The organism is Streptomyces sp. NPDC046308, from assembly GCF_055588065.1.
Map to the genome: position 1 here is coordinate 265,360 of NZ_JBVJFB010000008.1, position 14,996 is coordinate 280,355.

Here is a 14,996-nt window from a genome sequence, read left to right on the forward strand (position 1 = left end):
GGGAAACCCCGTGAAATCGCGCCCCACAGCGGCATCCATGCGGGCGACTGAAGGGCTGCCGCCGTGCGCCTACGGACCAGCGACCCCCACGGCCGAGGATGCCGCCGGATACGTCAGGGGCGCGGCTTCCGCTACCTGGACGCGGACGGGCGGTGCCTGTCAGCCGAGGACCGGGACCGCGTGCGCGCGCTCGTGATCCCTCCGGCATGGCAGGACGTCTGGATCTGTCCCTGGCCGAACGGCCACATCCAGGCGGTGGGCACGGACGCCGCCGGCCGGCGCCAGTACCTCTACCACCCTGCTTTCCGCGACCAGCAGGACGCCGCCAAACACGAGCACGTCCAACGCGTGGCCCGCTCCCTCCCCCGACTGCGCGAGCACGTGGCGGACGACCTCCGCGGACGCGGACTGACCCGCTCCCGCGTGCTGGCCTGCATGACGCGGCTCCTGGACCTGGGGTTCCTGCGGATCGGCGGCGAACGTTACGCCCGGGACAACGGGAGCTACGGGCTCACGACCCTGCTGCGAGAACACGCGTCCTGCCGGAACGGCGAAATCCGACTGGACTTCCCCGCCAAGTCCGGCAGGACGGTGACGCGCACGTTCCTGGACGAGCACGCCCATGCCGTGGTCCGGGCGCTGCTCCGGCGCAAGGACGACGGACCGGGACTCTTCGCCTACCGGGAGCACGGAACGTGGCACGAGGTCCACGCCCAAGACCTGAACGCCTACCTGCGCGACCGCTCGCGGCAGGACGTCACGGCGAAGGACTTCCGGACCTGGTACGCCACCGTCCTGGCGGCGGTCGCCCTGGCCGTGTCCGCGAACACCGCCGGCACGACCCGCGCCCGGCGCGCGAGGGTCGTGGCGCGCGCCGTGCGCGAGGTCAGCGACTACCTCGGCAACACTCCCGCCGTCTGCCGGGCGTCCTACATCGATCCCCGCGTCATCGAGCTCTACGAGAACGGCGAGACCATCGCCCCCGCTCTCGGCAAGCTGGGCGAGGACGGCCCCGTCGGGCGTCCGTCCACGCAGGGTGGCGTCGAGCGCGCGGTCCTGGCACTCCTGAGAGCGGGCCGGACATGACGAGCGGCCCGGGTTCCCGGGCCGGCCGGCCCTCGGCTACGCCTTGCGGCGGGTGGGCGGTTCGCCGGCCGACAGTTCGTCGAGGAACCGGGCCAGCGCGCTGACTCCGAGTCGAAGCGCCTGGATCTCGACCCGCTCGTCCGGGCCGTGCCAGCGGTCTCCGGGAAGTCCGGTCCCGAAGAACAGCACCGGCGCGTCGCAGGCGTCGGCGAGCTGCGCGCCGGGAGCCGCACCGCCATTGCCGATGTGCCGGGCCGGAGCCCCGTAGGCATGACTGACGGCCCGGGTGAGAGCGGCGAGCGCCGGGGCGTCGGGGGGCGTCCGGTAGGGGTCCGAGATGGTGGAGGAGATCTCCAGGTCGTAGGTGAAACCCGGCCTCCGGTGCCGGGCCAGCCAGGCGCGCAACTGGTCGGCGACCTGGTCGGCTCGCTGATCGGGTACGAGCCGGAAGAGCAGGTCGGCACTGGCCTCCGCCGGAATGAGGCCGAGTGCGGGTGCGTCGGTGCGGCCGGCCGTGAGACGGGCGACCTCGGCGGAGGGGCGGGTCCACAGGCGCTCGGGAACCGTGAATCCCGCCTCACCGGGGGCGTCGAACGTACCGGTCTCAGCCTGCCAGTCCGTCAGGTCGAAGGGGACGGAGCCGACGCCGGTGCGCAACTTCGGGCCCGGGGCGGTCACCGCGGCGTAGAAGTCGGGCAGGGCGACGCGGCCCGACGCGTCACCGAGCAGGCCCACCATGCGGCACATCTCGACCGCCGCGTTCGCGGCGGCGCCGGAGACGGCGCCGCTGTGGAGGTCGCGTTCGGCCCCGCGGACGGCGAGGGTGGCGGTGACCGACCCGCGCACCGCGGCGCACACGGTGGGCTCGTCCAGGGACCAGAGCATCGAGTCGGACACCATCACGACGTCGGCGTTCAGGTCATCGGCGTGCTCCGACAGCAGGTCGGCCAGGTGTACCGAGCCGACTTCCTCCTCGCCTTCGATCAGGTACTTCACCGTCACCGCCGGGGCGGTGCGCTGCGCGAGGTGCGTGCGCAGGGCCCACAGGTGGCTCATGATCTGGCCCTTGGCGTCCGACGCGCCGCGACCGTGGAGCCGGCCGTCCCGCAGGAGCGGGGAGAACGGCTGGGTGACCTGCCATTCGGAAGGATCGACGACATGCACGTCGTGGTGGCTGTAGACCAGCAGGACCGGGGCGCCCGGATCAGCCGCCGGCCAGGAGGCGTAGACGGCGGGGAGGGCGTCCGTTTCCCAGACTTCGGCGCGCGGGAAGCCGGTGCGGCGCAGTGCCTCGACGAGCCAGCCGGCGGACCGGCGGACGTCATCGGCCCGGTCCGGGTCGCAGGAGACGGACGCGATGCGCACCCACTCCCCCAGTTCGGTGAGCGCGTCCTTTCCCGGCAGGGCGCCGGGTGGGGTGGCGGTCGACGGGAGGCTCATGGCCGGTGTCCGCCGCGGCCCCGGTCCCGGCCGCGGTGGGCACGCCGACCGTCCGGGAGTCGGCTCCCGCCCTCCAGCCCGCTGACCGCCGCTGGAGGACAGCCCTCCAGAAGGTCGAACATCTGGTCGAGGACTCGTTCGAGGTCTTCCCACGGCGTCACCCGGTCGTCCTGACGGGCGGCGGGCGCCTCACCGCGACGAGCCCTGGGCTTTCTCCACTCCATTGCGGCCACCGCCGTTCCTCACCCCGTTCTGCCCTGTCCGACGCCTGTCCGCGTACCGGGACCGGGACCGGGGGTGCTCAGCGGGCGTCTTCCCAGGTGCCGATCGTTCATGCGGAGGTGCTGCGGGCGCCGCGGGCGGTCTCGACGGCCGTCTGGTTCACGACGCCGATCGGGCGTCGAAGGCGATGTCCTTCACCGGGCAGATCTCGGCGGACATGTTGGTGCGCATCATCCGCAGGGCCGCCGCGGCCAGCTCCGGGTCGATGTGGGCGACCCCGTCCTGCGCGACGACGACGTCGAAGTGCCGGATGTGGGCGTCCAGAGCCGAGTACAGCACGCACTGCTCGGTCACCTGGCCGCACAGGACCAGGCGCTCGGTTCCGAGCTGGTTCAGCAGGTACGCCAGAGGGGTTTCGAAGAAGATCGAGTGCCGCGCCTTGACCACGAAGAGGGACGTGTCGTCGGGCGCCACCGGCTCCACCAGGTCGGCGTGCCGGCCGGCGAGGGCGGCCTGCAGGATCTCCCCGTGGTGGGAGCGCCATTCGCCGAAGTTGTCGTTCACGTACACGACCGGCGACGCACTCGCCCGCGCGTGCTCGAGGAGCGTCGTGATCGCGGGCAGGACCTCGCGGACCGACGGGACCAGGGCCTCGGCGTCCTCGTGGTCATAGGTGTTGAGCATGTCGATCACGATCAGCGCCGTACCGGGCATGGGAGTCGCCACTTCTACTCGTCCTGCTCCCCTCACGAGACGGGGCCGGGCCTGGCCGAGCGCGATGCGCGCGTACCACGGCCCGCCAGCGGCACCCTTGAGCACCAGTGTGCCCCCCGGGCGCGCATCCCGCCTCGCCGGCCGGGCCAGGAGGAGACGCATCGGGTCCGGTTACCTGGGCAGCCGCAGGTTATGAACCGACTTCCCGACAGCGGACGGTCCTACTGGATGCGGACCGCGGCCTTTCCGTCCTTCGCCCCTCTCTCCCAGCCCGCCGAAACGGATGTCGCGGTCATCGGCAGCGGCATCGCGGGCCTGAGCACGGCCTGGGAACTCGCCCGGGCGGGCCTCAGCGTCACCGTGCTGGAGGCGGACCGGCTCGCGAGCGGCGTCACGGGCCATACGACGGGGAAGCTCACCGCGCTGCACACGTCCGTTTACGAAACGCTCCGGAGCGAACACGGGGAGCAGGCCGCCCGCGACTACGCGGATTCCCAGAGCGCCGCCCTGCGACATGTGTCCGAGGTGGCCGCGGAACTGGGTGTCGACTGCGAGCTCGAGCCCCGCCCGGCCCTCACGTACTGCCAGCGACCCGACGGGGTCGAGGCTCTGCGCGCGGAGGCCGATGCGGCTCGGTCGGCGGGCCTCACCGCATCGTTCGTCACCGAGACCGGCCTCCCCTTCCCCGTCGCCGGCGCCGTCAGGGTCGAGGACCAGGCCCAGTTCCATCCGCTGAAGTACCTGCGCGGGCTCGTCGACGACATCGTCGCGCGCGGCGGCCGGATCCACGAGGGCACCCGTGTCACCCGCCTCGACACCGGTGATCCTTGCCGACTCACGACGGAGGCCGGGGTGACCGTCTCCGCCCGCCACGTCGTCGTGGCCACCCACCACCCCGTCTTCGACCACGCCGTGCTCGCCACCCGGCTCACCCAGCACCGCGACCTGGTGATCGCGGGCCCCCTGCCCGCCGATCGGGACCCCGAGGGGATGTACATCACCACGGAAGGCGGCAAACGCTCCGTTCGTACCTCTCCCCTCGCTGACGGAAACCGCCTGCTCATCGTCACCGGCGAGGCGTTCACCCCGGGCACGGGTGAAGACACCGAGGCGGGTTACGCCCGCCTGGAGGCCTGGACGGAGGAGCACTTCCCCGGGGTGCGGATCTCCCACCGGTGGGCGGCGCAGGACAACAGCTCCACGGACACCGTGCCGCTGGTGGGCAGGCTTCCCACCGCCGGCGAGAACGTGTACGTCGCGACCGGCTTCGCCGGCTGGGGGATGACCGGCGGAGTCATGGCCGGGGCGCTCATCGCCTCCCTCGTCGGCGCCACGCCCCAACGGTGGGCCGGCCTCTACGATCCCGGTCGTTTCGGCTCCGCCGTGCAATCCGCACCGGCGTTCCTCAAGGCGCAGTGGGACACCGGGAAACACTTCGTCAAGGACCGCCTCGACACGTTCGGCGACGGCACGACGGGCCCCGTCCGGGACCTGCGGCCGGGTGAAGGAACCGTGGTCCGGGCGGATGGCAAACCCTGCGCCGTGCACCGCGACGACCAGGGCGAACTGCATGCCGTGTCCGCCGTCTGCACCCACATGGGATGCATCGTGGCCTTCAACAACGCCGAACGCACATGGGAGTGCCCGTGCCACGGGTCCCGCTTCGGCATTGACGGCGAGGTCGTGCAGGGCCCGGCACTGCGCCCTCTGGAGCGACGGGACCCCGAAGAGCTGTGAGGGGATGCCCTCAGGGCCCTCCCGTTGGACCGCTGGTTGTGCGGGCATGAGCCCACACGTTTGGGGAATTAGCCCGATATGAACCGATTCGCCTCACCGATGGTGCAGCCCCTCAGCCGTTGCTCATCCGAGTACCTGCTCGCGGTAGCCACCGAACTCGGACGGGACCTGGGACGCTGGGAAGCACGCCTGGGGGATGGCGCCTCGCACGGGGCAGGGCCCACGTGCGTGCCCCTGTTCACGGATGACCGGTTCACCGCCTGGGCCATCGCCTGGAACGACGACGGCTACGACACGGGATTCCGCGCCCACCGCGAGCCCGAGGGCGTCTACGTCGCCCGAGGCAGCATCCGTCACGCATGGTTGGCCGACGAACCGATGGAGCGGTGTGTGCATGCCGGGCAGGGCTTCTCCCTGGACACGGAAACCCTGCACCGCATGCGCCGCGAACCGGGGTCGGGGCTCACCGTGACCGTCCACGCGTACGCGCAGGACTCCGACCGCGGATCGTACGGCCCCTTCGCCGACAGGTCCGCACACCGCCAACCGCCCGTCGCAGGGGGGCTCTTCGGGATGCCGTGAGGGCAGCGCATGAACCAGGAACCGTCGTGGGCGTGCAAGGCGATCGGATTCCGCGGGACACCGGCGGGGGACATACCGCTCCTGGTGTTCACCGATGAGGACCGCGACGACCGGTCGGTCTACGAGCAGCTCACGGACATGGGACTCGCGCCCTTCACCGGCGTCGTCGAGGACCTCCTACGGCCCGTCACTTCCTGGTCGGCGGCCGTCAGGAACGGCGTGGTGGTCGTCACCCACCGCGGAGCCGAGTTCTACCGATCTCCTCCCGGTCTCGTGCCGGACTCGTGGACGGAGATGGCGCTCGCGACCGGCCGCGTCGTCCTGGTCTGGCTTCCCGGGCCGCACCGGCCTGACGACGAGCAGGTTCTCCTCCTGCTGCGTCAGGGAGCGGGCCTGTGGGGGACGGCCGCCCTGCTCGGGCCGTGAGTACGGCCGCCGCGCCGGCGGTGGCCGTGCCAGTCCAGGCAGAGCACCGTGGCGTCGTCCTTGGGGGGCCGGCCGTCGTAGGCGTCGGTGACCGCCCCGACCAGGGCGCGCACCACTTCGCGCGGGTGCTCGGCCGCGGTCTTGCGCAGGAGTACGGGCAGGTCGACCGTCGCCGCATCCCGCTCCTGCATGCCGTCTGTGTGCAGTAGCAGGCGGTCACCGGGGCGCAGGTCGAGGTCTTGCACCTGGTAGGCGCCCTGCTCGACCATGCCGAAGGGCATGTCCACAGCCAGGCGCAGTTCGTCGACCGCGCCGTCGCGCACGCGCAGCGGCCAGGGATGGCCGGCATTGACGAGGTGGGCGCTGGTTCCGTCCAGAGCGAGCCGCAGGAGCTGGCCGGTGGCCAGGGTGTGGCGACCGTGGTCGAGGAGGGCTCGGTGGGTCTGGCGGGCCTGCTCGGCGAGGTCGCACCCGGCGCGACGGGCGCCGCGTGAGGCGTTGACCAGGAGCGTCGCCATGAGGGAGGCACTGACGTCGTGGCCCATCGCATCGGTGATCGACAGGTGCAGCCAGTCGGAGTCGAGGCAGTAGTCGTAGGTGTCACCGGCGATGGTGGAGGCCGGGACCAGGGCCCCCGCGACGGTGAACTGGGGTGCTTCGCAGGAAGAAGCCGAGGGCAGGAGCTGCCGCTGGATCTCCGCTGACAGACCGACCGTGGTGGTGCGGTTTCCCCAGTGGTACAGGTCGGTGAAGCGGCGATCGGTGACGATGATGTACGCGAGCGCGTGGGCGGCCTCCTCGACCTGTTCCAAGATCAATCCAGTGACCAGGGGCAGGTGCAGCTCCAGGACACCGATGGTGTCGCCACGATTGGTCACCGGTGTCAGGACCCGCTGCCCCCGCCCCCCGTCCCCTGTCAGCACCTGCCGCTGGCCGCGCAGGACCTCGTCGTACCCGCCGTAGCCGGAGAGGGGGACCTCCACGGCGCGCTCCCGCCGGTGTACGGCCGCGGTGTCATGGACTCGCAGGAGGCGCCGGCCCACGACGTCGACGAACAGGAACGACACGTACCGAGCGTCGAACCGCTCGCGCAGATTGCGCGCCACGACATCGAGGGAGTCCACGGGCGCGGCCGCCTCCGCGGCTGCCAGGACCTCTGCCAGTCCGATCCGATCAGGCGCCACATGTTCCTCCTGAGGACGTCGGCTACTCCGCACGACAGGAGCGCGGCCTCGTTCGTTCGCCGCCGCGCCGGCCGCGGGGGTACGGACCGCCCGCGGCCACGGCTGCGACGAGCGTCTGGCGTCTCAGCGGGTTCCTGACATGGGACGGCGTGTACCAGGGTCGTGCCGGCTGGCGTCGTCGCGGGCCGCGGAGGCGGCGGCGAGGGCGAGGAGGGTTGCGATCGCGCCCGTGATGAGGTTGCTGGTGATGGAGCGGGTGTGCGCGACGTCACCGGCGACGACCCAGGGGGCTACACAGGTCCAGATGCCGATGGCGGCTGCGGCCCAGGCCATGGAATGGGTGCGCTCGTACGAGTTGCCGATGCCGCCCATGCACAGCATGTAGGCGATGCCCGCGATGAGGTTGGTGACGGCCAGCGTGGTGAAGCCGTTGAAACCGGCTATCCAGGGAGATGCCGCGAGGTAGAGCCCCGTGATCAGGGCGAGGGCCTCGACCATCTGAGCGCGGGGGGTGGCTGCCACACGGTCGTGCCGGGCGTGCAGGTCCATGAGGTCGGGGTGCTCTTCGATGGGTGCGCGGTGGGTTGACGCCATGATGACCTCCGAAGAAGGAGTGATGACGGGCGTATACCCATAAAACGACCATAAACATAGATTCAGGGCCGCGAGTACGAACATCCGCAGCCCTGAAGCGCGCTCCACACCGAGCAGGAGCCGGACCGCACGGCCCACACGCCGCAGCGCCCCCGCCCCCGCGCCCAGCGACGGCGGAACGGCCCGTTTCCCCCGGTCAGGCGGCCTTCGCGATGGGTTCGAGGATCGCGACGCACTCCACGCGGTGCTGTACCGCAGCCGCGGCCGTGCCCGCCTGATGAACAGCCCCGCCCGGAGCGATGGCCCGCGCTCGCGCCCCAGCCCGCTTGGGCGCGTCGGTGCCGGGGTACGCCTGAACGCGCTCAGCCGTGTACAGGGACGAACGTGCTCAGTTGGTGATGCGCCGACCACGGGTTCTCGCCAGTCCGCGATGGACGGTCGACGGCGTCAGGCGGCTGGGCACTTCTCATGCCACCTGGATGACGACCTTCCCCGAGGCGTGACCGTTCTCGACAGCGGCGAGGGCGGCCGGGGCTTCGGAGAGCGGACGGACCGCGGTGATCACGGGTGCGAGGACTCCTTCAAGGGCCAGCCGGGCCGACCGCTCCAGGTTCTCGCGGTCGACGCGACGCTCGACGAACCGCCCACCGAGATCGGGCACAGACGTATCACCCACAGCGATGACGTTGCGGGGATCCCGGGCCAGCGGAGCGACCGTCCGCAGCGAGGTGCCTCCGACCAGGTCGACGATCCCGTCGAAGCCGCCCGGAACCAGCTCGCGTGCCGCGGCGGCGACGTCCTCGGCGGTGTAGTCGATGAACCGCACCCCGATGCCCTCGGCGTGCTCGCGTTTGGCAGTACTCCCCGTGCCGATCACGCGCAGCTCGCGCCCGATGGCCAGCCGGGCGACTGCCAGGCCGACCCCACCCCCGACCCCGTTGACCAGGACCGTAGCGCCGGCGGGGAGTCCGAGCTGGTCGAGCACGTCCACCGCGGTCGTCCCGGCCACCGGCAGCGTTGCCGCCACGGTCGCGGACAGACCCGCCGGGATGCGCGCGGCGTTCGGCGCGGACAGCACCGTGGTCTCGGCGTAGGTGCCGCCGCCGGTCAGTGCGAAGCCGAAGACGGCGTCGCCCACCTCGAGCCCGTGGACGTCCTCGCCACGGGCAAGAACGGTTCCGGCTGCCTCCATGCCCAGCACGCGGGGAAACGGACGCCCTCCGTCGAGCCCGTCGACCAGACCTGAGCGCAGAAGGTGGTCGAGGGGATTCACGCCGGCGACGTCGACCCGGATCAGCACCTCACCGCGACCGGGTACCGGATCGGGGCGATCGAAGAACTCCTGCACCTCGGGCCCGCCATACCTGCCAAAACCCCATGCCTGCCCCATCTTCGGCCGCCTCTCATATGACCCACCCGGTGACTCCGGGCGCTGTCGCCATCCTCACCGCTGACATTGATGTCAGGGGCAACCGGCTGAGGCGCAGATCACAGCATCAGGTCGAGTGCGGCGCCGGTTCCGGGGCCCGCGGACAGCTCCGCCCGATGCCGGCTGTTGGCACTGATCAGCGCGTCGAGTGCATTCCGGGTCTCGATCAGGTGCGCGATGTCGGCGTCGATCCGATCGCGTTCGCGCACCATCGCTGTGAACGTCTCCTCGGCGACGCCCAGGTCACTCGGGATGTCCACACACGGCAGCACTGTCGCGATCACCCGGCTGGACATCCCCGCGTCGAACAGCTGTCGGATGAGCGACACGCGCTGGGCCGCAGCATCGGAATAGTGACGCTGCCCCGCGTTGGAGCGTGTGCTGCTCAGCAGTCCCTGGTCTTCGTAGTACCGCAGTGAGCGCGGACTCACGCCCGTGCGCTTTGACAACTCGCCTATCCGCATTCTTGAGAGCCTACGTTCGCGGCCTCCAGGTTCAGACAGCCGATGAGTCGGCGGCCAGCGGGATCAGCCGGGCGGTGTCGAGTTCGGCGGTGGTGATCAGCCGGTCCGTGGCGGCCTGCGCCTCCTCGGAAATGCGTCCGCGCAGGAGCCCGGTGGCGCCCCGCTACGCAAGGGGGCGCCATCCCATCGTGACCCTCGCGACGATCGGCCCGAACGGGCCGAGGGGACAGTTCATCGACCGATCCGGGAACCTGCCGTGGTGAACCCGCCCTGAGCACAGGATCGGTCGACCCGCCGCCTGCGACGCCAGCGGCGTCCCGCTGGGGATCGTCTCCGAGGGGGCACACAGGCATGACTCGCCCCTGCTCGGACTGACCCTGGACGCCGTGCAGGAGCAGGTTGGCATGCTGCCGGGCACTGTGAACGTCAACCTCGACCGGGACTACGACAGCATCAAGTTCGTGCGCAGACAGCCGAGTTGGGGTTCCCTGCCCGAGATCGCCCGCAAGGGTGTGCCCGCCCCGATCCAGGCTGGCAAGCGCCGGCCCGTCGAGCGTATGCATGCGTGGATGAACGGCTACGGCAAGCTTCGGCGCCGCACCGAGAGGAACGGCGGGGTCGTGGACTTCTACCTCTACCTCGCCGCTACCCTCGTCACACTTCGCATGCTGATCCGGCAGGCACGCGGCCGCCACCGTTGGGATGGCCGACCCACCGGCCGCCGCCTCAAGTGATCCATTTGCCGGTCGGTCTTAGTTCTCGCGGGCCGGACTGCGCCCGGTTGCGAGGCGTTTCCGCCCCTCGGGCATGGGCAGGACCGCCAGTGCGGTGTCTGCGATGTTCCGCAGCGTCTGCGGGTCCAGGCCGGCCTTGCCCACCGCCTCGATACCGCGGACCACCGTCAACAGCAGTGCCGCCAACCGCTCCGGATCCGCAGCGCCATCGATGTCGCCGTGGCGCTGGGCGGCGCTGATCTCCGTCCGCAGCAGGCTCAGCAGTGCCGTCATGGTCTCGGCCGACCGTCCGGCGACCGTCGGATCGTGCTGCGCCAGTTCCGCCGCGCCCTTGGCCAACAGACACCCGCGGCGCTCGGTGTCCGAGGCGGTGTTCTCCGCCATGAGGTGCACGTATCCCGACAGCCGGGCCAAGGCCTCTGCGTCCGGGCCACCTGCCAGCCGCCCTTCGGCCACCTCAACGACTGCGGTGCACCAGTCGCCGAACACGCGGTGGAACAGCTTGCCCTTGTCGCCGAACGCGCCGTACAGGCTGCCCTTGCCCAGGCCGGTCGCCTGGGCGATGTCGTCCATCCGGACAAGCACGCCGGCTGACACCCGTGCCTCCCGTAACGCGAGCGCGCACAGCTGCGCGTGCGCGTTGACCATGTCGGCGATCGCCTCGTTCACCAGCGCGGTTGAGAGCGCCGGTTCGCCGTGTACGACAGCGCGTGCCCCGGCGGGGGCGCCTCACAGGCCGCACACCTTGCAGGTCAGGCGCTCTTGGCGATGGGCTCCAGAATCGCCACGCACTCCACGTGGTGCGTCATCGGGAAGAGGTCGAAGACGCGCAGGGTGCGGACCCGGTAGCCGGCTTCCTTGAAGTAGCCCAGGTCGCGGGCCAGGGCTGCCGGGTCGCACGCCACGTACGCGACGCGGCGGGCCGAGAGGCCCGCGATGTGGCGGACCGTCTGCTTGCCCGCGCCCGCGCGGGGCGGGTCCAGGACGACCAGGTCGCACTCCGTGATGCCGGTCTTCGGGAGGATCTGCTCGACCTTGCCCTGCTCCACGCGGACCCGCGGGAAGTCCGCCAGGTTGTGCCGGGCGTCCTCGACCGCGCGCTTCGTCGACTCGATGCCGAGGACCGCGCCCGTCTCGCCCAGGCGTTCGGCGAGGGCGCCCGCGAAGATGCCGACGCCGCAGTACAGGTCGAGGGCCATCTCGCCCTTGCGCGGCATCAGGCCCTGCATGACGGCCTTGATCAGGGTGTCGGCGGCCTGCGGGTGGACCTGCCAGAAGCCGCCCATGCCCACGCGGTACGTCCGGCCGTCCGCGCGCTCGCGTACGAAGGGGCGGCCGTGGACGCGGTGCACGCCGCCGTCCTTCTCCTCGACGCGCAGGACCGACACCGGCTTGTCCAGCTCGACGAGCGGGAGGCGGCCGCCGGGACGGGGGGTGAGGACGACCTGGCGGTCCTGGGAGCCGGTCGCCGCGATGGCCTCGACCGTGGCCATCTGCGGCCAGTCCTGCTGCTCGATGCCCAGCTCGGTGACGCCCGGCGCCGCGATCATGCACTGGTCGATCAGCTCGATGTCGTGCGAGCGGTGCTTGCGCAGGCCCACGCGCCCGTCCTCGTCGATCGCGAACTGCACGCGGGTGCGCCACTGCGGCACCTGACCGGCCGGCAGCTTGTCGCCCTCGGCGGGCATGACGGTGCCGTCCCAGCCGGCTTCCTCCGGGGTGAGTCCGGCGAGCCGCTTCAGCTGCTCGGCGACGACCTCGCCCTTGAGCCGGCGCTGGGCGCCGGGCTTGGCGTGCTGCCAGTCGCAGCCGCCGCACTTGCCGGGGCCCGCGTACGGACAGGGGGCCTCGACCCGGTCCTTGGAGGCGTCGAGCACGGTGATCGCGTCGGCGCGCAGGTAGCGGGAGTCGACGTCGCCCTCGGTGACCTTCGCGACGACCTTCTCGCCGGGCAGGGTGTGGCGGACGAACAGGACGCGACCGTCCTCGGTCCGGGCGATGCAGTGCCCGCCGTGCGCGACGGGGCCGACCTCGACCTCGTACTCCTCCCCCACCAGTGACTGCTTCTCGTTCTGCTCGGCGCTCGTCATGGTGGGAAGACTCCAAAAACCTGAAACGGGGAACGGCCGGACGACCGACCCACCAGTTTACGTGGATCTCGTCCGGCCGTTCACCAACCGGTTCAGCGCTTCGAGGCGGACTCCTTCGGGGGCCGCGGGCTGTCCACCGGGCCGCGGCGCACGGCGCCCGGGGCGTTCCAGTCCTGGCGCTTCTTCGCCCGCTTCTTGGCGAGCTCCGAGGACTCCAGCTGGTAGGGCACCGAGGTGACCATCACGCCGGGCGTGAAGAGCAGCCGGCCCTTGAGGCGCAGGGCGCTCTGGTTGTGGAGCAGGTGCTCGTACCAGCGACCGACGACGTACTCGGGGATGTAGACGCTGACGGCGTCGCGCGGGTTCTCGCTGCGCAGGCCCTTCACGTACTCGACCACGGGGCGGGTGATCTCCCGGTACGGCGAGTCGAGGATCTTGAGCGGAACGTTGATCCCGCGCCGGTCCCACTCGTCGCGCAGCGCCTTGGTCTCGGCCGGGTCCACGCTGATGCTGAGCGCTTCCAGGGTGTCCGAGCGGGTCAGCTTGGCGAAGGCCAGGGCCCGCAGCGTGGGCTTGTGCACCTTGGAGACCAGGACGATGGAGTGGACCCGGGAGGGCCGCACGCTGTCGTCGCTGGGGCCCTCGGCGGCGGCGATCTCCGCGGCGACGCGGTCGTAGTGCTTCCGGATCGCGCTCATGGTGCCGTAGAAGATCAGCATGCCGAGCAGAGCCACCCACGCACCGTGGGTGAACTTGGTGGCGAGGACGATGACCAGCACCATGCCGGTGAAGAAGGCGCCGAAGGCGTTGATCGCCCGGGAGCGGTGCATCCGGCGGCGGGCGGCGGTGTCGCGCTCCGTCTTCAGGTGGCGGTTCCAGTGCCGGACCATGCCGATCTGGCTGAGCGTGAAGGAGACGAACACGCCGACGATGTACAGCTGGATCAGCTTGGTCGAGTCCGCTTCGTAGATCCAGACGAGCAGGATCGCGGCGCCGGCGAGGAGCACGATGCCGTTGGAGAAGGCGAGCCGGTCGCCCCGGGTGTGCAGCTGGCGGGGCAGGTAGCGGTCCTGCGCGAGGATCGAACCGAGCAGCGGGAAGCCGTTGTACGCGGTGTTCGCGGCCAGGAAGAGCACCAGCGCGGTGGCCGCGGCCAGCAGGACGAAGAGGAAGCTGCCGTCACCGAACACGGCTTCGGCCACCTGCGAGATCACCGGGTTCTGGATGTACTCGGGGCCGACAGGGACGCCGTTCGCCAGCAGGTCCTCGGCGGGGTTCTCGGCCATCCGCACGTCGCTGGCCATGGCCAGGCCGATGATCCCGCAGAACATGGTGACCGCCAGGCCGCCCATGTAGGCGAGGGTGGACGCGGCGTTCTTGCTCTTCGGCTTGCGGAAGGCGGGTACGCCGTTGCTGATGGCCTCGACGCCGGTCAGGGCCGCACAGCCGGACGAGAAGGCCCGCAGCAGCAGGAAGACCATCGCGAAGCCGGCCAGTCCCTGTTGTTCGGGTCTGATCTCGAGGTCGGCGGTCGGCGCCGTCAGGGTCTCGCCGAGGACGATGCCCTTCCAGGCACCCCAGCCGATCATGACGAATACGGCGGCGACGAAGACATAGGTCGGGATCGCGAAGAGCTTGCCGGATTCCTTCACGCCGCGCAGGTTCATCAGCGTGAGCAGAAGGATCATGACGGTCGCCGAGAGCACCTTGTGCTCGATGACGAAATGCACGGCGGAGCCGAGGTTCTCGACTCCGGAGGAGATCGACACGGCGACGGTCAGGACGTAGTCGACGAGCAGGGCGCTCGCGACGGTGAGACCGGCCCTGGGTCCGAGGTTGGTGTTGGCCACCTCGTAGTCCCCGCCACCGCTCGGGTAGGCGTGGACGTTCTGGCGGTAGGACGCGACGACCGTGAACATCAGCACGACGACCGCGAGCGCGATCCAGGGGCTGTACTGGTACGCCGACACGCCCGCGATCGACAGGACCAGCAGGACCTCGCCAGGGGCATATGCCACCGAGGAGAGCGGGTCGGACGCGAAGACAGGAAGGGCGATCCGCTTGGGAAGGAGTGTTTCTCCGAGGCGGTCGCTGCGTAGCGCCCGGCCGATCAGGATCCGTTTGGGCACGTCGGTCAGTTTGGACACGCAGAGGATCGTAAGCGTTCGAAATCAGACTGACGAACCCCCACCCCCTCATACCGCAATCCCGCCGCAATTCCTCCCCACCCGCAGCACGACTGCGGCGCAAGAGGCCCCACCGGTGACCGCCCGTGTGTAGCTTGGGCCATGGTC

13 protein-coding genes and 1 pseudogene are annotated in these 14,996 nt (G+C 70.7%); 5 read left to right on the forward strand and 9 right to left on the reverse strand.

The genetic code is table 11. The features are described from left to right. Positions 1 to 63: 63 nt before the first annotated feature. On the forward strand, positions 64 to 1,086 hold the full coding sequence (locus ACZ6JT_RS29085; protein WP_469214211.1) for a DNA topoisomerase IB: 1,023 nt from the start codon (positions 64 to 66) through the stop codon (positions 1,084 to 1,086). A 36-nt stretch (positions 1,087 to 1,122) separates the two neighbouring features. Here ACZ6JT_RS29085 and ACZ6JT_RS29090 read toward each other — a convergent pair whose 3' ends face one another. Next, positions 1,123 to 2,526, reverse strand: coding sequence for a M20/M25/M40 family metallo-hydrolase (locus ACZ6JT_RS29090; RefSeq protein ID WP_469214213.1), 1,404 nt, complete (start codon positions 2,524 to 2,526; stop codon positions 1,123 to 1,125). 381 nt (positions 2,527 to 2,907) lie between these two features. Continuing rightward, positions 2,908 to 3,462, reverse strand: a complete 555-nt coding sequence (locus ACZ6JT_RS29095; RefSeq protein ID WP_469214447.1) for a cysteine hydrolase family protein — start codon at positions 3,460 to 3,462, stop codon at positions 2,908 to 2,910. Between the two features lie 192 nt (positions 3,463 to 3,654). Here ACZ6JT_RS29095 and ACZ6JT_RS29100 point away from each other — a divergent pair, with 192 nt between their 5' ends. The 3 genes from ACZ6JT_RS29100 (at position 3,655) to ACZ6JT_RS29110 (ending at position 6,207) form a co-directional block, all read left to right on the forward strand. Next, on the forward strand, positions 3,655 to 5,199 hold the full coding sequence (locus ACZ6JT_RS29100; protein WP_469214215.1) for an FAD-dependent oxidoreductase: 1,545 nt from the start codon (positions 3,655 to 3,657) through the stop codon (positions 5,197 to 5,199). 228 nt (positions 5,200 to 5,427) lie between these two features. Beyond that, the gene (locus ACZ6JT_RS29105) at positions 5,428 to 5,781 is read left to right on the forward strand and encodes a cupin domain-containing protein (protein ID WP_469214216.1); all 354 of its coding nucleotides are present in this window, start codon (positions 5,428 to 5,430) and stop codon (positions 5,779 to 5,781) included. A 9-nt stretch (positions 5,782 to 5,790) separates the two neighbouring features. Continuing rightward, positions 5,791 to 6,207: a hypothetical protein gene (locus ACZ6JT_RS29110; protein ID WP_469214218.1), complete on the forward strand. Its 417-nt coding sequence runs from the start codon at positions 5,791 to 5,793 to the stop codon at positions 6,205 to 6,207. Here the strand turns inward: ACZ6JT_RS29110 and ACZ6JT_RS29115 are convergent. The 4 genes from ACZ6JT_RS29115 to ACZ6JT_RS29130 all read right to left on the reverse strand — a co-directional run bounded on the left by ACZ6JT_RS29115 (position 6,162) and on the right by ACZ6JT_RS29130 (position 9,878). Then, positions 6,162 to 7,391, reverse strand: a complete 1,230-nt coding sequence (locus ACZ6JT_RS29115) for a PP2C family protein-serine/threonine phosphatase (protein WP_469214220.1) — start codon at positions 7,389 to 7,391, stop codon at positions 6,162 to 6,164. The genes ACZ6JT_RS29110 and ACZ6JT_RS29115 overlap by 46 nt on opposite strands. A gap of 123 nt (positions 7,392 to 7,514) precedes the next feature. Then, positions 7,515 to 7,985: an SPW repeat protein gene (locus tag ACZ6JT_RS29120; RefSeq protein WP_469214221.1), complete on the reverse strand. Its 471-nt coding sequence runs from the start codon at positions 7,983 to 7,985 to the stop codon at positions 7,515 to 7,517. A gap of 466 nt (positions 7,986 to 8,451) precedes the next feature. After that, a complete protein-coding gene (locus tag ACZ6JT_RS29125) occupies positions 8,452 to 9,333 on the reverse strand; it encodes an NADP-dependent oxidoreductase (protein WP_469214222.1) in 882 nt (293 codons plus the stop codon). A 140-nt stretch (positions 9,334 to 9,473) separates the two neighbouring features. After that, entirely contained in the window at positions 9,474 to 9,878 is a 405-nt protein-coding gene (locus tag ACZ6JT_RS29130) for a MerR family transcriptional regulator (protein ID WP_469214224.1), read from the reverse strand. A gap of 491 nt (positions 9,879 to 10,369) precedes the next feature. On the opposite strand from ACZ6JT_RS29130, the pseudogene ACZ6JT_RS29135 reads away from it, so the two are divergent. Continuing rightward, a pseudogene (locus ACZ6JT_RS29135) lies at positions 10,370 to 10,612 on the forward strand (IS5/IS1182 family transposase); the annotation flags it as partial. Between the two features lie 18 nt (positions 10,613 to 10,630). Here ACZ6JT_RS29135 and ACZ6JT_RS29140 read toward each other — a convergent pair. The 3 genes from ACZ6JT_RS29140 to ACZ6JT_RS29150 form a co-directional block, all read right to left on the reverse strand. Continuing rightward, the gene (locus ACZ6JT_RS29140; protein ID WP_469214226.1) at positions 10,631 to 11,281 is read right to left on the reverse strand and encodes a TetR/AcrR family transcriptional regulator; all 651 of its coding nucleotides are present in this window, start codon (positions 11,279 to 11,281) and stop codon (positions 10,631 to 10,633) included. 83 nt (positions 11,282 to 11,364) lie between these two features. Then, complete coding sequence (locus tag ACZ6JT_RS29145; RefSeq protein WP_469214228.1) at positions 11,365 to 12,702, reverse strand: class I SAM-dependent RNA methyltransferase; 1,338 nt, start codon at positions 12,700 to 12,702, stop codon at positions 11,365 to 11,367. Positions 12,703 to 12,794: 92 nt separating this feature from the next. Beyond that, positions 12,795 to 14,849, reverse strand: coding sequence for an APC family permease (locus ACZ6JT_RS29150; RefSeq protein ID WP_469214230.1), 2,055 nt, complete (start codon positions 14,847 to 14,849; stop codon positions 12,795 to 12,797). Positions 14,850 to 14,996 lie beyond the last annotated feature (147 nt).